Source organism: Enterobacter sp. GD03975 (assembly GCF_029838645.1).
GTDB lineage: Bacteria > Pseudomonadota > Gammaproteobacteria > Enterobacterales > Enterobacteriaceae > Enterobacter > Enterobacter quasihormaechei.
Map to the genome: position 1 here is coordinate 40,413 of NZ_JAOBZC010000006.1, position 21,540 is coordinate 61,952.

At 54.2% G+C, this 21,540-nt stretch carries 21 protein-coding genes; 15 read left to right on the forward strand and 6 right to left on the reverse strand.

The features are described from left to right. Positions 1 to 44: 44 nt before the first annotated feature. The 3 genes from degS to zapG form a co-directional block, all read right to left on the reverse strand. Positions 45 to 1,112, reverse strand: coding sequence for an outer membrane-stress sensor serine endopeptidase DegS (gene degS, locus N5C09_RS12270; protein ID WP_003860430.1), 1,068 nt, complete (start codon positions 1,110 to 1,112; stop codon positions 45 to 47). A gap of 92 nt (positions 1,113 to 1,204) precedes the next feature. Beyond that, on the reverse strand, positions 1,205 to 2,572 hold the full coding sequence (gene degQ / locus N5C09_RS12275; RefSeq protein ID WP_107534001.1) for a serine endoprotease DegQ: 1,368 nt from the start codon (positions 2,570 to 2,572) through the stop codon (positions 1,205 to 1,207). A 170-nt stretch (positions 2,573 to 2,742) separates the two neighbouring features. Continuing rightward, a complete protein-coding gene (gene zapG / locus N5C09_RS12280; protein ID WP_003860432.1) occupies positions 2,743 to 3,141 on the reverse strand; it encodes a Z-ring associated protein ZapG in 399 nt (132 codons plus the stop codon). Positions 3,142 to 3,330: 189 nt separating this feature from the next. Between zapG and zapE the strand changes: the two genes are divergently transcribed. The 15 genes from zapE (at position 3,331) to N5C09_RS12355 (ending at position 17,315) form a co-directional block, all read left to right on the forward strand. After that, positions 3,331 to 4,455, forward strand: a complete 1,125-nt coding sequence (zapE, locus tag N5C09_RS12285; RefSeq protein WP_279749127.1) for a cell division protein ZapE — start codon at positions 3,331 to 3,333, stop codon at positions 4,453 to 4,455. Between the two features lie 299 nt (positions 4,456 to 4,754). Next, positions 4,755 to 5,183, forward strand: a complete 429-nt coding sequence (gene rplM / locus N5C09_RS12290) for a 50S ribosomal protein L13 (protein ID WP_006178824.1) — start codon at positions 4,755 to 4,757, stop codon at positions 5,181 to 5,183. A gap of 15 nt (positions 5,184 to 5,198) precedes the next feature. Further along, positions 5,199 to 5,591, forward strand: a complete 393-nt coding sequence (gene rpsI, locus N5C09_RS12295; RefSeq protein ID WP_003860436.1) for a 30S ribosomal protein S9 — start codon at positions 5,199 to 5,201, stop codon at positions 5,589 to 5,591. A gap of 307 nt (positions 5,592 to 5,898) precedes the next feature. Then, positions 5,899 to 6,537 (forward strand): stringent starvation protein SspA, encoded by a 639-nt coding sequence (gene sspA / locus N5C09_RS12300; protein WP_014071978.1) that lies wholly within the window; start codon positions 5,899 to 5,901, stop codon positions 6,535 to 6,537. Between the two features lie 5 nt (positions 6,538 to 6,542). Beyond that, positions 6,543 to 7,043, forward strand: a complete 501-nt coding sequence (gene sspB / locus N5C09_RS12305; RefSeq protein WP_279749128.1) for a ClpXP protease specificity-enhancing factor — start codon at positions 6,543 to 6,545, stop codon at positions 7,041 to 7,043. Between the two features lie 426 nt (positions 7,044 to 7,469). Then, positions 7,470 to 8,030, forward strand: coding sequence for a fimbrial protein (locus N5C09_RS12310; RefSeq protein WP_063867544.1), 561 nt, complete (start codon positions 7,470 to 7,472; stop codon positions 8,028 to 8,030). Between the two features lie 77 nt (positions 8,031 to 8,107). Further along, entirely contained in the window at positions 8,108 to 10,747 is a 2,640-nt protein-coding gene (locus N5C09_RS12315) for an outer membrane usher protein (protein WP_279749129.1), read from the forward strand. Positions 10,748 to 10,800: 53 nt separating this feature from the next. After that, a complete protein-coding gene (locus N5C09_RS12320) occupies positions 10,801 to 11,496 on the forward strand; it encodes a fimbria/pilus periplasmic chaperone (protein WP_226842347.1) in 696 nt (231 codons plus the stop codon). A 102-nt stretch (positions 11,497 to 11,598) separates the two neighbouring features. After that, complete coding sequence (locus tag N5C09_RS12325; protein WP_077221105.1) at positions 11,599 to 12,012, forward strand: fimbrial protein; 414 nt, start codon at positions 11,599 to 11,601, stop codon at positions 12,010 to 12,012. A 2-nt stretch (positions 12,013 to 12,014) separates the two neighbouring features. Then, a complete protein-coding gene (locus N5C09_RS12330; protein ID WP_063867932.1) occupies positions 12,015 to 12,491 on the forward strand; it encodes a fimbrial protein in 477 nt (158 codons plus the stop codon). Then, positions 12,488 to 13,015: a fimbrial protein gene (locus N5C09_RS12335; protein WP_063867548.1), complete on the forward strand. Its 528-nt coding sequence runs from the start codon at positions 12,488 to 12,490 to the stop codon at positions 13,013 to 13,015. Before N5C09_RS12330 ends, N5C09_RS12335 begins: the two co-directional genes overlap by 4 nt. A 160-nt stretch (positions 13,016 to 13,175) precedes the next feature. Continuing rightward, positions 13,176 to 13,874, forward strand: coding sequence for a StfH/YfcO family fimbrial adhesin (locus N5C09_RS12340; RefSeq protein ID WP_279749131.1), 699 nt, complete (start codon positions 13,176 to 13,178; stop codon positions 13,872 to 13,874). A gap of 88 nt (positions 13,875 to 13,962) precedes the next feature. Then, complete coding sequence (nanR, locus tag N5C09_RS12345; RefSeq protein ID WP_279749132.1) at positions 13,963 to 14,745, forward strand: transcriptional regulator NanR; 783 nt, start codon at positions 13,963 to 13,965, stop codon at positions 14,743 to 14,745. Between the two features lie 122 nt (positions 14,746 to 14,867). Next, positions 14,868 to 15,761, forward strand: a complete 894-nt coding sequence (gene nanA, locus N5C09_RS12350) for an N-acetylneuraminate lyase (protein WP_279749133.1) — start codon at positions 14,868 to 14,870, stop codon at positions 15,759 to 15,761. A 63-nt stretch (positions 15,762 to 15,824) separates the two neighbouring features. Then, positions 15,825 to 17,315 (forward strand): MFS transporter, encoded by a 1,491-nt coding sequence (locus N5C09_RS12355; protein ID WP_279749134.1) that lies wholly within the window; start codon positions 15,825 to 15,827, stop codon positions 17,313 to 17,315. 90 nt (positions 17,316 to 17,405) lie between these two features. Here the strand turns inward: N5C09_RS12355 and N5C09_RS12360 are convergent, their stop codons facing one another. The 3 genes from N5C09_RS12360 to gltD all read right to left on the reverse strand — a co-directional run bounded on the left by N5C09_RS12360 (position 17,406) and on the right by gltD (position 21,532). Continuing rightward, a complete protein-coding gene (locus tag N5C09_RS12360; RefSeq protein ID WP_279749135.1) occupies positions 17,406 to 18,686 on the reverse strand; it encodes a cytosine deaminase in 1,281 nt (426 codons plus the stop codon). Then, positions 18,676 to 19,926 (reverse strand): cytosine permease, encoded by a 1,251-nt coding sequence (gene codB / locus N5C09_RS12365; protein WP_112791866.1) that lies wholly within the window; start codon positions 19,924 to 19,926, stop codon positions 18,676 to 18,678. Before codB ends, N5C09_RS12360 begins: the two co-directional genes overlap by 11 nt. 187 nt (positions 19,927 to 20,113) lie before the next feature. Next, the gene (gltD, locus tag N5C09_RS12370) at positions 20,114 to 21,532 is read right to left on the reverse strand and encodes a glutamate synthase subunit GltD (protein ID WP_063451012.1); all 1,419 of its coding nucleotides are present in this window, start codon (positions 21,530 to 21,532) and stop codon (positions 20,114 to 20,116) included. Between the last annotated feature and the right edge of the window lie 8 nt (positions 21,533 to 21,540).

Below are 21,540 nucleotides of genomic sequence, written 5' to 3' on the forward strand. Positions count from 1 at the left end.
CGGCAAAAAAAACCGAAGCACAGGCTTCGGTTTTTTTATGGCCGTCAGTTAGTGGCCGGATATTCCTGAATGGTGACCTGAATCGTCAGCTTCTTATCGTTTCGCATGACTTCAACAGGAATAATGGAGCCCGGTCGAATCTCGGCCACCTGGTCCATGGTTTCCAGCGCAGAGACCGCCGGCGTGCCGTTGACGGAGAGGATAACGTCATTCACCTGGATGCCCGCATTGGCTGCCGGGCCGCCAGGCGCCACTTCGTTGACCACAATCCCCTGGATCTGATCGATACCCCCACCCTGCGTATGCATCGGCGCGATTTCACGACCGCCGATACCAATGTAACCGCGGATCACGCGGCCATCGCGGATCAGCTTGTCCATGATTTTGGTCGCCAGCTGGAACGGAATGGCAAAGCCAATCCCTTCCGGTGTTTCGCCGTCGTTGCTCTTGTCGAAGGAGAGGGTGTTAATGCCCATCAGTTCACCCAGGGAGTTCACCAGCGCGCCGCCGGAGTTACCGTGGTTGATCGAGGCATCGGTTTGCAGGAAGTTCTGTCGTCCTGACGGGTTCAGGCCAATTCGACCGGTCGCGCTGATGATCCCCTGCGTGATGGTCTGGCCCAGGTTGTACGGGTTACCGATCGCCAGCACCACATCGCCGATGTGCGGCGTTCGTTTGCGGTTTATCGGGATAGTCGGCAGACCGCCCGTGGCGTTGATCTTCAGGACCGCCAGATCGGTCAGGCTGTCCGACCCCACCAGCAGGGCTTCAAACACGCGACCATCCTGCAAGGCGACGATAATCTGGTCGGCATCGTTAATGACGTGTTTATTGGTGATGATATAACCCCGGTCATCCATGATCACGCCGGAACCGAGCGTGCGGATCTCCAGCTGATTATGCGCGGAGCTGTTAAGCCCGCGGTTATAAACGTTAACCACGGCGGGGGCGGCACGGCGTACCGCCTGATTGTACGTCGCAGGCGTTTCATCCGTGCTGTCGAACTGGGGAGCCGACAGTTTGTTGAACTGGCGTAAAGATGGCATAGCCACCAGCAGCAGACCGGCAACGATCAAACCAATGACAATTGAACGAAAGAGCTTTAAAAGCATGATGCGTGTGTCGTTAAAAAAGGAACGGTTTGCAGCATAACATGAGTTATCCGGACATCACACGCAGCGGCGATGCCCGGAGTCGCAAATGGTTAACGCAGTAAAATGTACAGAGTGTCGTTGCCACGGATAATTTGCAGGGCAATGACCGCCGGTTTACTCTCCAGCACCTTACGCATTTCCGCAATAGACTGCACACGAGTGCGGTTCACGCCAATAATCACATCGTCCTGATGTAAACCTGCCTGCGCGGCCGGGCTACTCTTCTCAACGTTAGTGACAGAAATGCCTTTCGTGCCGTTTTTAAGCTGACCGTCGCTCAGCGTAGCGCCCTGGAGCGCCGGGGAGATCTGTTCTGCGCTGGCGGAAGAGGAGGTGCTCTTGTCCAGCGTCACTTCCACGGTCAGCGGTTTGCCCTCGCGGATCAGGCCCAGCTTCACTTTAGCGCCAGGCTCCGTGGTGGCAATACGTGAACGTAATTCAGCGAAGCTGCTCAGCGGTTTATCGTTCAGGCTGACAATAACGTCGCCGGATTTCACGCCCGCCTTTGCAGAGCCGGAGTTGGGCAGTACTTCGCTGACAAACGCCCCGCGCTGGACGTTGAGCTTAAAGGCTTTGGCGATATCGGCGCTCATCTCCATGCCTTTGATGCCCAGCAGCCCGCGCTTAACCTCGCCAAACTGAATCAGCTGTTGAGACAGGGTTTTGGCCATGTTGCTCGGAATGGCAAAACCAATCCCGATGCTGCCGCCGCCTGGCGCGAGTATCGCGGTGTTGATGCCGATCAGCTCACCGTTCAGGTTAAGCAGCGCACCGCCGGAGTTGCCCCGGTTGATGGAGGCGTCGGTCTGGATAAAGTTTTCCAGTCCTTCGAGATTCAGGCCGCTGCGCCCCAGGGCGGAGACAATCCCGGAAGTGGCGGTCTGGCCTAAGCCGAACGGGTTACCGACCGCGACGGCAAAATCACCGACGCGCAGCTTATCGGAATCGGCGATGGCGATCTGGGTCAGGTTGCTGGGGTTTTGCACCTGAAGCAGGGCAATATCACTCTGATCGTCACCGCCGATCAGTTTGGCGTCGAACTCCCGGCCATCGTTCAGCTGAACGCTGATCTTATCGGCCTGGCTGATCACGTGGTTATTGGTCAGGATATAGCCCTTAGCCGCGTCGATAATCACGCCCGAACCCAGGCCTTCAAACGGCTGAGCCTGCTGATCCGGCGCCTCTTCGCCAAAATATTTCTTCAGCTCTTCGGGGATGCGCTGGCTTTGTCGTGCGGTCCCTTCCACCTGCACGCTGACCACCGCAGGCAGGACTTTTTCAAGCATCGGCGCGAGGCTGGGAATGGCTTCTTGTCCGGGCACCTGCGAAGGCAGAGCCGCACTGGCAGGGAAGGAGGCCGAGAGAGATAACCCGACACTTAACGCTAAGGCGCTCAACAGCTGGTTTTTTTTCTTCATCGATGCTGACTCTCGTATCCTGGAATGAAAAAGAACGGCCCCAAAAACATCTTGATGTTATTGAATTTTCAACCGCTGAACAATGAGGTGATTGAGTAAATAATAGCTGGGGACGGGAAGAAAGGACGGGCGCATGAGGTGCGCCCGTAAAATTTATTCAGGTTTTGCGATTAATCGCGTTTTACACCACCGCGCAGCAGGCCGGACGCGCCGTCTGAATAGTCGCGTGGCATCTGAACCGGTGCCTGATCGTTACCGGCTTCAGAGTCCGCCAGACGATTGCGGAAGGGGTTGGTCTCTGCGGTCATTTCCGGCAGCAGGCTGCTGGAGCTTTTCGCCATGTGCTGATAGAGCTGGCGATAATCTGTCGCCATGTTGTCCAGCAGCTCGGCGCTACGGGCAAAGTGGCTGACCAGCTCTTCACGATATTCTTCCAGCTCGGCTTTGTTCTTTTCCAGTTCGTATTGCAGTGACTGCTGCTGACGCAATTTGCGGTTACCGAAACGCATGGCCACAGCACCGATGATGATGCCGACGACTAAACCGATTAGCGCATATTCCCAGGTCATGAACTTCTCCCGTTGTCTTGTTGTTCCGTAGGGTGTTGGCTCGGCTCCTGCCTGTGCCTGATTATGCCACTATAACCGCTATTTCCGCAGAAGTGGAATCCTGACGTATCATCGCGTAGTGTAGAACGGCCTTTTTTTCATCAGCCGCGCGCGCTGGTGAGGTTTAACTAAAGGAATAACAACAACATCATGCAAAACCTGTCCCCTTCATCGCGTTACCAACTGGCCCTGAGTGAGGGCACCCACCAGCCGGATGATGTCCAGCGTGAAGCGGTTAACCGCCTGGACACGATATACCAGGAACTTCTGGCGAAACCCGCCGATGCGGCGCAGAGCAGCGGGCTGAAGGCGGCATTTGGCCGTTTGCTGGGTAAAAAAGAGCCGCCGGTAAACGCACCGGTTCGCGGCTTATATATGTGGGGCGGCGTTGGACGGGGTAAAACCTGGCTGATGGATATGTTTTACCAGAGCCTGCCCGGCACACGTAAGCAGCGTCTGCACTTTCACCGTTTCATGCTGCGGGTTCATGAAGAGCTGACGGCGCTCCAGGGCGAAACCGACCCGCTGGAGATCGTGGCCGATCGCTTCAAGGCGGAAACGGACGTGCTCTGCTTCGACGAGTTCTTTGTTTCCGATATTACGGACGCCATGCTGCTGGGGGGGCTGATGAAAGCGCTGTTTGCGCGTGGGATCACCCTGGTGGCAACCTCTAATATCCCGCCGGATGAGCTTTATCGCAATGGTCTCCAGCGGGCGCGTTTCCTGCCGGCCATTGATGCTATCAAACAGCATTGCGACATCATGAACGTCGATGCCGGTGTCGATTATCGTCTGCGCACGCTGACGCAAGCGCACCTGTGGCTTTCGCCGCTGAACGCCGACACCTCCCGCGAGATGGATAAACTGTGGCTGGCGCTGGCGGGTGCGCCGCGAGATAACGCCCCAGCGCTGGAGATTAACCATCGTCCGTTGCCGACCCTGGGCGTTGAGAACCAGACGCTGGCCGTCTCGTTTGCAACGCTCTGCGTGGATGCCCGCAGCCAGCATGACTACATTGCGCTGTCGCGTTTGTTCCATACCGTTATGTTGTGGGATGTGCCCGTCATGACCCCGCTCATGGAGAGCGAAGCGCGCCGCTTCATTGCGCTGGTAGATGAGTTTTACGAGCGCCACGTTAAGCTGGTGGTCAGCGCCGAAGTACCTTTATATGAGATTTATCAGGGCGAGCGCCTGAAGTTTGAGTTCCAGCGCTGCCTGTCGCGCCTGCAAGAGATGCAGAGCGAAGAGTACCTCAAGCGCGAGCATATGCCATAAATGCTACCCTCTCCTTGAGACGGGAACCATGTAGGCCGGGTAAGGCGCAGCCGCCACCCGGCATTTTCCACCGTCTCGAAAAACCCATTCCAAATCACATTTAAGGGTCGATCTTTGACCTCAACTTCTCTATAATCTTGCGACCCCACGTTACGAGAAGGTTTTTTTCCCGAAACTTTCTATGTGTCGGCATGTGCTATTCGAAGGGGTAGGTTTGCCGGACTTTGTCGTGTGAACCTCAACTGACTAAACGTTTGGGTGTTCACCAACGTGTAACTTATTATTTGGGTAAGCTTTTAATGAAAACTTTTACAGCTAAACCAGAAACCGTACAGCGCGACTGGTATGTTGTTGACGCGACCGGTAAAACTCTGGGCCGTCTGGCTACTGAACTGGCTCGTCGCCTGCGCGGTAAGCATAAAGCGGAATACACTCCGCACGTTGATACCGGTGATTACATCATCGTTCTGAACGCTGACAAAGTTGCTGTTACCGGCAACAAGCGTACTGACAAAGTGTACTACCACCACACCGGCCACATCGGTGGTATCAAAGAAGCGACCTTTGAAGAGATGATTGCCCGCCGTCCTGAGCGTGTGATTGAAATCGCGGTTAAAGGCATGCTGCCAAAAGGCCCGCTGGGTCGTGCTATGTTCCGTAAACTGAAAGTTTACGCAGGCAACGAGCACAACCACGCGGCACAGCAACCGCAAGTTCTTGACATCTAATCGGGATTATAGGCAATGGCTGAAAATCAATACTACGGCACTGGTCGCCGCAAAAGTTCCGCAGCTCGCGTTTTCATTAAACCGGGCAGTGGTAAAATCGTAATTAACCAGCGTTCTCTGGAACAGTACTTCGGTCGCGAAACTGCCCGCATGGTAGTTCGCCAGCCGCTGGAACTGGTTGATATGGTAGAAAAACTGGATCTGTACATCACCGTTAAAGGTGGTGGTATCTCCGGTCAGGCAGGTGCGATCCGTCACGGTATCACCCGCGCTCTGATGGAGTACGACGAATCCCTGCGTTCTGAACTGCGTAAAGCTGGCTTCGTTACTCGTGACGCTCGTCAGGTTGAACGTAAGAAAGTGGGTCTGCGTAAAGCACGTCGTCGTCCACAGTTCTCCAAACGTTAATCCATTCTGCTTACGCAGAACGATTGGCGAAAAACCCGCTTCGGCGGGTTTTTTTATGGATAATGCGCAGGTTATCCACAGTAACATTTCATATATCTTCTCTTTTTCCACATTTCCGGCATCCCCTCACCACAAAGCCATCAAAATCTGGTAAACTATCATCCAATTTTCTGCCCAAATATCGGTGAATACTCGATTTTTGTTCGATTCTTGAACAATGTGTCTTCTCTGGGATGGGCGATACTTCATCTGGCTGGCCCCGTTGGGCCGGTAGCAGTAAAAATTCTGAATATACCTGGAGGTTTTCATGGCTGTCGCTGCCAACAAACGTTCGGTAATGACGCTGTTTTCTGGTCCTACTGACATTTATAGCCATCAGGTTCGTATCGTGCTGGCCGAGAAGGGTGTCAGTTTTGAGATCGAGCATGTGGAAAAGGATAACCCGCCTCAGGATCTGATCGATCTCAACCCGAGCCAAAGCGTACCGACGCTGGTGGATCGCGAGCTGACCCTGTGGGAATCCCGTATCATTATGGAATACCTGGATGAGCGTTTCCCGCATCCGCCACTGATGCCTGTTTATCCTGTTGCGCGTGGTGAAAGCCGCCTGTACATGCAGCGTATCGAGAAAGACTGGTACACGCTGATGAACGTTATCGTCAACGGTTCCTCTTCAGAAGCAGATGCTGCGCGTAAACAGCTGCGTGAAGAGCTGCTGGCGATTGCGCCGGTATTTGGTCAAAAACCGTTCTTCCTGAGCGACGAGTTCAGCCTGGTAGATTGCTACCTGGCGCCGTTGCTGTGGCGTCTGCCAACCCTGGGCGTGGAGTTCAGCGGCCCGGGCGCGAAAGAGCTGAAAGGCTATATGACGCGCGTCTTTGAGCGCGACTCTTTCCTGGCATCCTTAACTGAACCGGAGCGCGAAATGCGTCTCGGCCGAGGCTAATGACTGTGGAAATGTCACAACTTACCCCACGCCGTCCGTATCTGCTGCGCGCCTTCTATGAATGGCTGCTGGATAACCAGCTCACGCCGCACCTGGTTGTGGATGTGACGTTGCCGGGCGTGCAGGTTCCAATGGAATACGCACGTGACGGACAGATTGTACTGAATATTGCGCCACGTGCAGTGGGTAACCTGGAGCTGGCAAACGACGAAGTGCGCTTTAATGCGCGTTTCGGCGGCGTCCCGCGTCAGGTTTCCGTTCCGCTGGCTGCGGTTCTGGCTATCTATGCCCGTGAAAACGGTGCAGGCACCATGTTCGAGCCGGAAGCGGCTTATGATGAAGATGTCGCCAGCCTGAATGACGATGACGCATCCGATGAACGCGAAAGCGACCCGGTCATGTCGGTGATTGATGGCGACAAGCCCGATCGTCAGGACGACGACGAGGGTCCGGATGATGAACCGCCACCGCGCGGTGGTCGACCGGCGCTACGCGTTGTAAAGTAAATGAGAGCCCCTTACTTCGGTAAGGGGCTTTTTTTTTGGCTAACCCCTTCATTTTCCATTCTTAATTACTTTATTCAGATCATGAATGCGTAGCAGCAAAGTCATTAATTTATTCTGAAAAAAGAAATTAGTTAAATTAAATATACACATTCACAAAACAGGGTATATTGGCGTCAAATAATATCATTTAGAGCATAAATTACGTTTTAAAATTGGACGACATCGGACAGGAGCGTCAATGATGTCTGGGCTAAATAAAGCCCATCAAGGATGAGCAGAAGGTTAACAGGTTATAATCCTATCGCTTTAAATTCTTCTTATTCCTTCGTTGTATTATTTTTTAAACCAGTACGCGGGATATTTCCCTAAAATACCCTTTCACTAAAGTAGTGATTTTTATAACCGTTATATTTTTAAGGATTGAAAATGAAAAAATTCGCTAAGTCAGCTCTGTTAAGCATGCTTGTATTAGGCGGTTCTGCTATGGCAGCCCACGCTGAAGGCAATGATGGTACCGTTACATTTGTTGGCAAAATTGTGACTTCCCCATGCTCAATTAAAATTGGCGACGAAAACCAGACCATTAGCCTCGGTGAAAACCTGGGTACCGGTTCACTGAAAGCAGGCCTTATTCAGGCTGTAGATTTCGATATTCAGCTGGTCAACTGCGTGTTTGACGATCAGACCAGCATGAACATTGTATTTAATGCGAGCGGTGACGAATCTACGGCGAACCCGGGCTACCTGGCGCTGATGGGTGCGAAGGGCGAGATGAAAGGTTCTCATATCGTTCTGGCGAACTCTAAGGGTACCGAAATCCGTCTGGGCACCGCTGCAACGCAGGCGCTGGCTGTAGATGCCGAAGGCAAAGGTCTGGCCGATCAGAAATTCGCGTTCAAAGCGTGGGTACAGGGCGAAACCGCTGCTGAAACTATCGACACAGGTGAGTTCTCCTCTCTGACCAGTTTCCAGATCAGCTACCTGTAATTCTCTGTTTTGCCCCGCGCAGGCGGGGCAATTTAGACATCTTTGCGCGGGCCATATCGGCATTCAAGGTATTAATAATGAAGTGCGGCAATTTCTATCAACTAAAGCATCTGGCCATATTGATTGGCCTTATTATGGGATCATCTCTTAATGATTCTTTTGCAGAAGATGCAGTTGAATTTAATACTCAGTTTCTGGATGTCCAGGGGAGTGAAAACTACGACTTAAGCCATTTTTCCCGCAAAGGCTATGTGCTGCCGGGGAAATATAATTTACAGGTCATTGTGAATAAAGGCCGGCTGCCTGAAAATTACGATATCAACTGGTATCCAAAAGAAGATGAGCCTGATGACAGCTTTGCATGTCTTTCACCTGATCTGGTCGCGCATCTGGGTATTAAGCCCGAGCTCACAGAGAAGTTTATCTGGATAAAAGAGGGCGCGTGTCTAAAACCAGATCAGCTGAAAGATATGCACGTGAACGCGGACATGTCCGAATCAGCGCTGCGTATTGCTATTCCACAAGCCTATCTCGAATATTCGGATGAAAACTGGGATCCGCCCGCGCGTTGGGATGAAGGTATTCCGGGTATTCTCTTTGATTATAATATTAATGCCAGCCATGAACATGATGAAAATGAAGGCGGCAACGAACAGGATGTCAGCGGCAATGGGACCCTGGGAGCAAACTTAGGCCCATGGCGTCTACGCGCCGACTGGCAGGCTGATTACCAGCATCAGGACGGCGAAACGACCCGTAACTGGGAGTGGAGTCGTTATTATGCCTATCGCGCTTTGCCTGCCTGGGGCGCCCAGCTTCTGATGGGAGAAACGTCGCTCTCGTCAGATATTTTCGACACCTTTAACTACGCAGGGTTAAGTGTCAATTCAGACGATCAAATGCTGCCCCCAAACTTGCGGGGCTACGCGCCTGACATCGCGGGCGTCGCGCGCACCAATGCCAAAGTTGTGGTTACGCAGCAGGGGAGAGTGCTGTATGAAAAACAGGTCCCGGCGGGCCCGTTCCGAATTCAGGATATTAACCAGTCCGTCTCTGGCGATTTGCACGTGCGCATTGAAGAGCAGGATGGAAAAGTACAGGAATACGATGTCAGCACCACGTCGGTGCCTTTCCTGACCCGCGCCAATCAGGTGCGCTTCAAAACCACCGTAGGCCGTCCACAGGACTGGAACCACAATATGGCAGGCAATATTTTTGCGGCCAGCGAAGCGTCCTGGGGCGTAGCCGATGGCTGGTCCCTGTATGGCGGCGGAATAGGTGAGCAGGATTATCAGGCGATGGCGGTAGGCATCGGGCGCGACATGGCCGCGCTTGGGGCACTCTCGTTTGACGTCACGCGTTCGCGCGCGCTCATCACGGAAGATCAAGACGACGATACGCTCCAGGGTAACTCATACCGCATAAGTTATTCCAAAGATTACGACGAGCTGCACAGCCGCATCTCCTTTGCCGGCTATCGCTTCTCTGAAGAAAACTTCATGACGATGAACGATTACCTGGATGCGCAGGACGGTGAACATTTCCGCTCCGGAAAAGATAAGCAGATGTTTACCGTTAACTACAACCAGAACTTAATTGATATTGGCATAAACGTTTTCGTGAACTGGACGCGTCGTTCTTACTGGGACCGTTCGGACGAGAATAACTATAACATTATGTTCTCTAAATATTTTGACATTGGTGACTTTAGAAATATCAGCCTGTCTCTGAACGGCTATCGCAGTGAATATGATGACGAGACTGACGATGGATTTTATCTTTCCGTCAATATTCCGTGGGGAGAAGGCGGCTCGTTTAATTATAACGGCTCTTACAGCCAGGACGATCACTCTAATCGTGTGGGCTATAGCCAGCGCGTGGATGACAATAATAATTACCAGCTTAGCGTCGGTGATTCACAAAGCCAGAAATCGGCCGACGGTTATTATCGCCACAGCGGTGATATCGCGGATTTGGATCTCAATGCCAGCTATCTGGAGAATAATTATTCCTCGGTGGGGATATCCCTGGAAGGCGGAGCCACGCTGACGGGCCACGGCGGCGCGCTGCACCGCGTTTCCATCCCGGGCGGCTCAAGGTTAATGATTGACGCAAGCGGCCAGGAAGGCGTACCGGTGGGCGGCTATAATGCGCCCGTTTATACCAACGCGTTTGGCATGGCCGTCCTGTCGGACATTAACGACTACTACCGTAATGACATAAAAATCGATATTGAAAACTTGCCGGAGAATGCGGAAGCCACGCGCTCAACCGCCCAGATTACGCTGACTGAAGGGGCGATTGGTTACCGTCAGTTCGACATTATTCGTGGAGAAAAAGCGGTCGCGATCCTGCGGTTGAGTAACGGTAAAAATCCACCGTTTGGTGCAGAAGTCTTTAACGAAAGGCATCAGCAGGTAGGGTTAGTTGACGACAATGGCAGCGTCTATCTTGCGGGCGTCAACCCGGGCGAAGAGATGCAGGTGACGTGGAATGGCGACCAGCAATGTTCTATTTCGTTACCGGCTCCTTTGCCGAAAGATCTCTTTAATAACCTGTTACTGCCGTGCCGCAGCGATCGGGAATTAACGACGCCGGCCGCGCCTTCGGTCATGCCGGCAATTCAGCAACAAACTAAACGCGTTATCCCTGCTTCGGAACAAGACGATTTTTCCGCCAAGCCGGATCCGTCAATTCAATCAGGAGAAAACACATGAAAAAAATTGCTTCACTCCCAGCCTATATTGTATTGGGCTGTACGTTACTTCCCATGATGGCAGCCCATGCCGCCATTGTGCCGGACAGAACGCGTATTATTTTTAATGGCAACGAGAAATCCGTCAGCATTACGCTGCGCAATGATAATCAGGAAAGTCCTTACCTGGCACAGTCATGGGTTGAAGATAGTAAAGGTCAGAAAATTACGTCGCCACTGACTGTATTACCGCCGGTTCAGCGTATTGAGCCTAAAGAAACCGGGCAGGTTAAAATACAGGGAATGCCGGGGCTGGCCTCTTTGCCGCAGGATCGTGAATCGCTGTTCTATTTTAACGTGCGTGAGATCCCGCCGAAAGGTAAGCGACCTAATACCCTGCAAATAGCCTTACAGACGCGCATTAAATTATTTTACCGTCCGGCTTCGCTGCCAAAAATGGATCCCCATCATCCGTGGCAATATGCGCTGACGCTGACCCGCAGCGGAGACGATTATCAGGTAAATAACCCGACCAGTTATTACGTGGTGCTGAGTAATGCCAGCAAATCCCACGATACGCCATCCGTGGCGGGCTTCAATCCAATGGTGCTGGCGCCAAAATCCGGGGAATTAATGCACGTGAAAGCCTCTACGCTGGGTCAACAACCCGTGCTGGTCTACGTCGATGATTACGGTGGACGTATGCCGCTCTATTTCCGCTGTTCAGGCACAACCTGTAGCGTAGACCAGGAAAGAAGCAGTAAAAAATAACAGGCAGGAGGCCCCGTTATGTTTCGGAAAATAACCTGTTTACTGGCGATCGCACTGGCTGGCGTCGCGGGGTCATGCAGGGCAGCTGACACGGAGGTGCTTATGAGCGTCACCGTTGTGGTGAACGTACCTATGCCATGTGAGGTGAGCGGCGGGGCGGTCGAGTTTGGCTCGGTGTACACCACAAAAATTGACGGCACCCGCTACACCCAGCCGCTTGATTACACGATCGACTGTAAAAACCGTCTGAAAGACAACCTGAAGATGCAAATTCAGGGGGAGTCGACGGTGATCAACGGGGAAAAGGTGCTTAAAACCAACGTCGAAGGATTTGGCCTGCGCCTACAGACAAAAGACGAAAAACGACTTATTGAACCGGGTTCCACCGACTGGCTGGAGTTTATCTACGCCAACAGCGGGCCCGAGCTGGAAGTCGTTCCGGTGAAGTCGGCCTCCGTCACCCTGAATGCATCTGAGTTCGATGCCAGAGCAACCCTGATCGTGGATTATCAATGAAAATGCGTTCATTTATCTTGCTGCTGTGCTGCTTAACGGTGGGCTCTGCCGGTGCAGAGGGGGATTTGACCTTTCACGGTTTTCTGGTCAGGCCGCCGGAATGCGTAATCAGCAACGATCAAACCATTGAAGTTAACTTCGTCGATGTACAGATAGAAGAGATCGACGGCACGAAATTCATGCAGAATTTGCCCTACACCATTGATTGTGATTCGCCTGACCGCTATTCGGATCTGACGATGTCGCTGACGCTAACCGGTAACGTGACGGACTTTAATAACGCAGCCGTCGTGACGGATGTTTCAGGACTGGGCATTGAAATTCTGCACGGTAATACGCCCTTTGAATTAGGTTCGACGTTAACCGTCACCGAACAGGCATTACCCGTTCTGAAAGCCGTGCCCGTAAAGAAAACGGGGGCAGTCATGTACGCGGGTAATTTCGAAGGTTGGGCAACATTGCAGGTGGATTATCAATGAAGCGCTATCAGCGAGGAACGCTCTCCCTGCTGCTGTTTCTGGCGACGGCAGGTGTTCAGGCTTCACCAGATAACGTGCATTTCACCGGCAACCTGCTGGGCGGAATTTGCAAGATGGAAATGCAGAACGGGGTGCTGGATACCGTCACCTTTCCTGATATTGCCGCCAGTGACTTAATGCTGCGCGGACACTCAGCCCGTCAGCCCGTCAGGTTAAGGCTTTATGATTGTCCGCCTTCCGTGCAAAAAAATGGCGTGCGAGTGACGTTTCACGGCACCGAAGTCACCGGGATGCGCGGTTTTCTGGCCTTTGATGCCGCCTCGATTGCATCCGGGGTGGGCATTGGTCTCGAAATGCTAAACGGCGTGAGCGTTCTGGTTAACGATCCGGTGGGGGCGACCTTTCCGCTCGCCGACGGAAATAACGATCTGATGCTGAACGCCTGGCTTCAGGTCATTCCCGGGCAGGACGTTTTATCCGGAACGTTCACGGCAACATCAACGGTTATTTTTGAATATTTATAATATGAACAGACGATTACTGATTACCCTTGTACTCACTCTCATGAGCCTGTTTTACGCGAGCGGCAGTTACGCAGCTAAAGGTCTTACGGGCAGCCGGGGCCAGATCGTAACCTATTACGGTAAGCCTATTTCAGGGGCTAAAGGTACGGTTACGGTGAATATGGCCACTACCACAAAAGGCGGCGTTTTCCATGGCGTCTGGGATTTATTTAGCCGCGATCCGAATGGCTACATGACGGTTACTTCCTGGGACGGTAACGCCTCAGGTTTTGCTCCAGTGCGTTTGAAGCTTGCCTCTGAGCAAGCGGTTTCTACGGGATGCGCCGGGATGGATAAAACGCGCTGGACCTGCATGAAAGTCTTCATTGATATTGAAGTCACGTGGCAGGACAGTGAAGCCTGTCCCTGGATTTTAATGTTTATTACCCGCTCAACGGATACTTCTACCGGCGACAGCTGGACGTCAACGATGGAGCGTACATCCGGCTGTAACTATGTACCCGCTACCGGTCTGGATATCTCCTGGGATCGCGACGTCGTTCAGCATGACAAGCAAATCACGCTGAATTCTACGGGCGGAACCATGGAAACGACGCTGCATACCTATCTTTGGGAAGGGGGAAGCTTTTGTGATAACAGCGCGATGACCGAACGGGGCGCCTACTGTCGCATGATTACCACGGGCGTTTCGATTAGCGCTATTGGCTGCAATAATGAAAAACTCACGACCTCGGTTGTCCGGCATCCCTTAATGGATCAAATCGTGCACGACATCATACTGAGGATAAATCTTGAGCACGTGGGGGGAGGGCAATTTATCTCCACCTGCAATTACCGGTACGTTATTGACCAGCTTTAGCGGCGAACGGCCCCAGAACAGAGGATTTTTGGCGCATTGTTCACCTGTGCTATGATGCAGTGTTTTCCTTCAATGGCACCGGACTGCAATGAAACCGACCGATCCTAACGCTGAAAACTCAGATGAAACCCTTGGCCGCAGCCTGCGTCGCCGTCCGCTGACGCGCAAAAAGCTGTCGGATATGGTGGAAGAAGAGCTGGAGCAGATGATCCGCCGGAAGGAATTTGCCCAGGGAGAGCAGCTGCCCTCCGAGCGCGAGCTGATGGCGTTCTTCAACGTGGGCCGCCCCTCGGTGCGCGAAGCGCTGGCGGCGCTAAAGCGTAAAGGTCTGGTGCAGATTAACAACGGTGAACGCGCCCGCGTCACCCTGCCGTCTGCCGATACCATCATCAGCGAGCTGTCGGGGATGGCGAAAGATTTTCTGACACAGCCCGGCGGTATTGCCCATTTTGAGCAGCTCCGTCTGTTCTTTGAATCCAGCCTCGTGCGTTATGCCGCAGAGTACGCCACGGACGATCAGATTGCGCGGCTGACGAAAGCGCTGGAGATCAACAGCCAGTCCCTGGATGACAACGCGCTGTTCATTCGTTCCGACGTCGATTTTCACCGCGTGCTGGCGGAGATCCCCGGTAACCCAATCTTCAACGCGATCCACGTTGCGCTGCTCGACTGGCTAATCGCGGCGCGTCCTACAGTGCCGGACGCTGAGCTTTATCAGCATAATGAAGTCAGCTATCGCCAGCATATCGCGATCGTTGACGCGATCCGCCGCCGCGATCCCGATGAAGCCGATCGGGCGCTGCAAACTCACCTCAACAGCGTTTCCGCTACCTGGCACGCCTTCGGCCAGCATTCAAAATCTAAAAAGTAACGATCCTTTAGTGAAGCAGCTCGCAATATAAGCGTTCTGTATTCCACTGCTGCTTATTTGATCTGGTATAACAGGTATAAAGGTATATCGTTATAACAAGCACACGAATGATTGAGGTATCTATGGCAACGCAACTACGCGGCGTAATGGCCGCTCTTCTGACTCCGTTTACCCAACAGCAGGCGCTGGATAAGGAGAGCCTGCGCCGTCTGGTGCAGTTCAATATTGCGCAGGGCATCGACGGGCTTTATGTCGGCGGTTCAACGGGGGAAGCCTTTATCCAAAGCCTTTCTGAACGCGAGCAGGTGATGGAGATCGTGGCGGAGGAGGCGAAAGGAAAAATCACGCTCATTGCCCACGTTGGTTGCGTGAGCACCGCGGAAAGCCAGCAGCTGGCCGCCGCCGCTGCCCGCCTGGGCTTTGACGCGGTGTCCGCCGTCACGCCGTTTTATTACCCCTTCAGCTTTGAAGAACATTGCGATCATTACCGTGCAATTATTGATTCGGCGGATGGTCTGCCGATGGTGGTCTATAACATTCCGGCGTTAAGCGGCGTGAAGCTAAGCCTGGATCAGATCAACACCCTGGTGACGCTGCCCGGCGTCGGCGCGTTGAAGCAAACCTCCGGCGATCTGTTCCAGATGGAGCAGATCCGCCGTGAGCATCCGGATCTGGTGCTCTATAACGGCTATGACGAAATCTTTGCCTCCGGCCTGCTGGCCGGCGCGGACGGGGGGATCGGCAGCACCTACAACATTATGGGCTGGCGCTACCGGGCTATCGCCAACGCGGTTCGTGAGGGGGATAACGCCACCGCACAGCGCCTGCAAAGCGAATGCAACGAGGTCATCGACCTGCTGATTAAAGTCGGGGTCTTCCGTGGTCTGAAAACGGTTCTGCACTACATGGACGTGGTGTCCGTGCCGCTGTGCCGAAAACCGTTTGCCCCTGTAGACGAGCAATTCGTGCCGGCGCTGAAGGCGCTGGCAGAGCAGTTAATGGCGGAAAAACGCTAACGCACTGCCGGATGGCGCGTCGCTTATCCGGCAAAACGACAGAGAAATCGTCGGGAGAGTGAAATGAGTAAGTCTACCCAAAGCATCCCGTGGTACCGCCATCTAAGCCGCCCTCAGTGGCGCGCCTTCTCCGCCGCCTGGCTGGGGTATCTGCTAGATGGCTTCGATTTTGTCCTGATTGCTTTAGTGCTGACAGAAATTAAAAGTGAATTTGGCCTGACGACCGTGGAAGCGGCGAGCCTCATTTCTGCGGCCTTTATTTCGCGCTGGTTCGGCGGCCTGCTGCTGGGCGCCATGGGCGACCGCTATGGCCGCAAGCTGGCAATGATAACCAGCATCGTGCTCTTCTCCTGCGGTACGCTGGCCTGCGGTTTTGCGCCGGGTTACGTCACCCTGTTTATCGCCCGCATGGTGATTGGTATGGGGATGGCGGGAGAATACGGCTCCAGCGCAACCTACGTCATTGAAAGCTGGCCGAAACACCTGCGCAATAAGGCGAGTGGTTTTCTGATTTCTGGCTTCTCCGTCGGTGCCGTGGTTGCGGCCCAGGTCTACAGCCTTGTCGTGCCCGTCTGGGGCTGGCGAGCACTGTTCTTTATCGGCATCCTGCCCATCGTCTTTGCCCTGTGGCTGCGGAAAAATATTCCGGAAGCTGAAGACTGGAAAGCGAAGCACGAAGGTCAGGCGCCGGTACGCACAATGGTTGATATCCTTTATCGCGGCAAATACCGCCTGATCAATATGGCGATGACGCTGTTTGCCGGTACGGCGCTGTGGCTCTGCTTTGCAGGCGAACTCAACAACGCGGGGCTGGTGGTGATTCTCGGCCTGCTGTGCGCCATTGTGTTTATCAGCTTTATGGTGCAAAGCAGCGGTAAACGCTGGCCTACGGGCGTCACGCTGATGGTAGTCGTGCTCTTCGCGTTCCTCTACTCCTGGCCGATTCAGGCGCTGTTACCCACGTATCTGAAAACCGACCTGGCCTATGATCCGTCAACGGTGGCGAAGGTGCTGTTCTTTAGCGGCTTCGGCGCGGCTGTAGGCTGCTGCGTGGGTGGTTTTCTCGGCGACTGGTTGGGCACCCGGAAGGCGTATGTCTGTAGCCTGCTGGCCTCACAGCTGCTGATCGTTCCCGTCTTTGCGATCGGTGGCGCAAATGTCTGGGTGCTGGGCCTGCTGCTCTTTTTCCAGCAGATGCTGGGGCAGGGGATCTCGGGGATCTTACCGAAACTCATCGGTGGTTATTTCGACACCGACCAGCGTGCGGCGGGCCTGGGCTTTACCTATAACGTCGGGGCGCTGGGCGGGGCGATCGCCCCGGTGATTGGCGCGCTGCTGTCGCAGAATATGGCGCTGGGCACAGCCCTGGGATCGCTCTCCTTCGGCCTGACCTTTGTGGTGGTCCTGCTGATTGGGCTGGATATGCCGTCCCGCGTTCAGCGCTGGCTGCGGCCGGAGGCGATTCGAACCTACGACGCCATCGACGGTAAACCTTTCAGCGGAGCCGTCCCGTTTGGCGGCGATAAAAGCGCTTTAGCCAAAAGCAAAAGTTAATCCGCTGGAAAAAACGGCAGGGCGTTAGCTCCGCCGTGAGGATATTTTTATGTACGCGATGACGTGTGCCACGCGGTTTCCTACCCAGTATTAGCGCTTAAACGTCACCGCTTCCGGCTGCGTCAGGTGCACGGTTGTCTGGCTGGGCACCGTCTCGGCAATCACCCTGCCGTGGCGAACAGAGTATCGTGCCGGCGTCTGGCGACGAACGGCATCAAACCCATTCTCTGCCGGGAGGATCACCAGGTTTGCTGAATTCCCAACGCGCACGCCATAGTCCTGCAAATCGAGCGTTTTCGCGCTGTGGGTAGTGATCAGGTTAAGCCCATCGTTTATTTGCCCGTAGCCCATCAGTTGGCAGACGTGCAGCCCCATATGCAGAACCTGAAGCATATTCGCGGTTCCCAGCGGATACCACGGATCGAAAACGTCGTCATGACCAAAGCAGACGTTGATCTCCGCTTCCAGCATTTCTTTGACGCGCGTGATGCCGCGGCGTTTGGGGTAGGTATCGAAACGGCCCTGCAAATGCGTGTTAACCAGCGGGTTTGCCACGAAGTTAATGCCTGACATTTTTAACAGGCGGAACAGTCGGGACGTATACGCGCCATTATAGGAGTGCATCGCCGTGGTATGGCTGGCGGTCACGCGCGAACCCATTCCGTCACGATGTGCCAGGGCGGCAACGGTTTCAACGAAGCGCGATTGCTCATCATCAATTTCGTCACAGTGGACATCGATCAGACGGTCGTACTTTCTGGCAAGAGAAAACGTTTTATGCAGCGACTCCACGCCATATTCACGCGTAAATTCAAAGTGCGGGATTGCGCCGATGACATCCGCCCCTAAACGCACGGCTTCCTCAAGCAGTGCTTCACCGTTCGGATAAGAAAGAATGCCTTCCTGCGGGAATGCCACAATTTGCATATCGACCCACGGGGCGACTTCCTGCTTCACCTCCAGCATGGCTTTCAGTGCCGTAAGGGTAGGGTCCGAGACGTCAACGTGTGTACGTACGTACTGAATGCCGTTGGCGATCTGCCACTTCAGGGTCTGCATCGCGCGGGTTTTAACGTCTTCGTGGGTGAGCATCGCCTTACGTTCGGCCCAGCGCTCGATTCCCTCGAAAAGGGTGCCTGACTGGTTCCAGTTCGGTTCACCCGCCGTTTGCGTTGTATCCAGATGGATATGCGGTTCGATGAAAGGAGGGATAACCAGCCCGCATTCAGCGTCCAGCACCTGACCGACTGGCGCAGGGGCAGTTTCCTGAGGATCGATACGGCTGAAGCGTCCGTTCTCAATCGTGATCTGCCATAAACCTTCCTGCCCCTGCAAACGGGCCTGACGGATAGTGAGGGAATTATTCTGCATGGGAAGCCTCCGAAGGATTAGCAAGGGTACGTTTGGCGAATGGGTTTAACACCAAATAGCTGAAGACGCCACCCAATACTGCGTTAACGGGGACAATTCCCGGAATGTAGTGCCCGGCAGCAACACCCAGGGCGACCGAGAAAATGGCAATCCAGTTAACGGACACAAATTTTGCATGGTCGAAGCTGGCATAGCGGCGGCGATTAATCAGATAGTCGGCGATAATCACCCCGCCAATCGGCGGAATCGCTGCCGACAAAAAGGTCAGCCAGCCAACGAAGTTGTTGTATAGCCACAGCGCGCACAGCGTACCGATAATGCCATTCATCACCGACAGCGTACGGCTGGAAAGGCCAGTAATATTGGCGAAACCCAGACCAGAGGCGTACAGCGCGTTGTCATTGGTGGTCCAGATATTCAGGCCGAGAACGACAATCGCCGGCAGCAGCAGTCCCTGGGCGATCATCACGTCAGAAATATCGGCCTGTCCTACGGCGGCAGCGCCTGCCGCACCGAAGATAAACATCAGCGAGTTGCCAAGGAAAAATGCCACCATCGCCACCAGAACGGCCCCTTTGGCATTGCGGCCAAAGCGGACGAAGTCGGCGGTCAGCGTGCCTGCGCTGATAAACGAACCTACAACCAGCGCCAGCGCGCTGGAAAAGTTGAGCGGCGTCTGCGGCACAATGGATTTGAGGTGGTCCAACCCTCCCACGCCGTCCACCGCCAGCCAGACGGAGTAGCTACCCAGGATGACGATAGCGGGTACGGCGATGATGGATAAAATCGTCAGTGCCGAGATGCCAAAAAAAATGGTCAACGTCATCAGCAGGCCGGAAACCGCAATCAGGATGTTCACGTCGATGCCCGTGGCTTTACTCACCGGGATGGCAAACATCGCTACGCCGACGCCAAACCATCCTACCTGCGTACCGCCTAAAAGCATGGAGGGAAGCCAGGACCCTTTTATACCGAACGAGTAACGCGCAAGAAGATGGGTTGAGAGGCCGGTTTTCGCGCCAATGTAGCCAAGAAAAGCAGTGTAAATACCGAGGAGGAGATTGCCGAAGAGAACTGCGAGGAAGAAATCATTATAGGAAAGACCGGTACCGAGCGTGCCTCCGGTCCACATACTGGCGGAAAAAAACGTTAACCCTAACATCACAAAAGTGAGTGGAACCACGCCTTTCCGCGCCGCCAGAGGAACGGGGCCCTGGCTATAATTGTTATCTTGCGACACAACGCCTCCTTGAATTTTGGCCAAAAAATCCGCCGCATAATATACATTTTTTTCGACAATGCAAACGTTTACGTCGGGATTTACGCTGCTTTTTTGGGGTAGAGGGTATCGTTAACTGAAGGATAGGTTACTGAAAACAGGCTCCCCGGCGTTCCGCGTTATGCTTCTGCCGGGGAGTCAGAGGGGCTTATACTTCCAGGAAGTTCATGATCCCGTCAGCCGCTTTACGCCCTTCGGCAATCGCGGTAACCACCAGGTCTGAACCGCGAACGATATCGCCACCGGCGAAGATTTTCGGGTTGCTGGTCTGGAAGGCGTTGTCGCTGCCTTCCGGCGCAATCACGCGGCCCTGAGAGTCCAGTTCTACGCTGTGCTTCGCCAGCCACTCCATGCTGTGAGGGCGGAAACCAAACGCCATCACCACGGCGTCGGCCGGGATCACGTGCTCAGAGCCAGCCACGATCTCCGCGCGACGACGGCCTTTCGCATCCGGCGCGCCCATCTCCGTGCGCGCCATCTTCACGCCGCTTACCTTACCGTTGGCGTTCACTTCAATGCCCAGAGGCTGGATGTTGAACTGGAACTCCACGCCCTCTTCACGCGCGTTTTTCACTTCGCGCTTAGAGCCCGGCATGTTCTCTTCGTCACGACGGTAGGCGCAGATGACGTGCGCCGCGTTTTGACGAATGGAGGTACGCACGCAGTCCATCGCGGTATCACCGCCGCCCAGCACGACAACGCGTTTACCTTCCATGCTGACAAACGGCTCGTCGGCGGTTTCGCCGTAGCCCATCAGCTGTTTGGTGTTAGCAATCAGGAACGGCAGCGCATCGTACACGCCTGGCGCATCTTCGTTCTCCAGACCACCGCGCATGGACTGATAGGTGCCCACGCCCAGGAACACGGCGTCGTAATCCTTCAGCAGATCGTCGAGCTGCACGTCGCGGCCCACTTCGGTGTTGAGTTTGAACTCAATGCCCATGCCGGTGAAGATTTCACGGCGGCGGGTCATCACCTCTTTTTCCAGCTTGAAGGCCGGGATGCCGAACGTCAGCAGACCGCCGATTTCCGGATGACGGTCAAAAACCACCGCCTTCACGCCGTTGCGTGTCAGCACGTCGGCACAGGCGAGGCCTGCCGGACCCGCGCCGACGATCGCCACGCGCTTGTCGGTTTGACGCACGCCGGTCATATCCGGACGCCAGCCCATCTCGAAGGCTTTATCGTTGATATAGCGTTCGATGTTGCCGATGGTCACCGCACCAAACTCGTCGTTCAGCGTACAGGAGCCTTCGCACAGGCGATCCTGAGGACACACGCGCCCGCACACTTCCGGCAGGGTGTTGGTCTGGTGAGACAGCTCGGCGGCTTCAAAAATACGCCCTTCGTTGGCCAGCTTCAGCCAGTTCGGAATGTAGTTATGGACCGGACATTTCCATTCGCAGTAAGGGTTACCGCAGGACAGGCAGCGGTCTGCCTGTGCTTTGGCCTGGCCTTCTGAAAACGGCTCATAGATTTCAACAAATTCAATTTTACGGATCTTCAGCGGTTTCTTTGGCGGATCAACACGCTGAAGGTCGATAAACTGGTAAACGTTCTGGCTCATCTGAATTC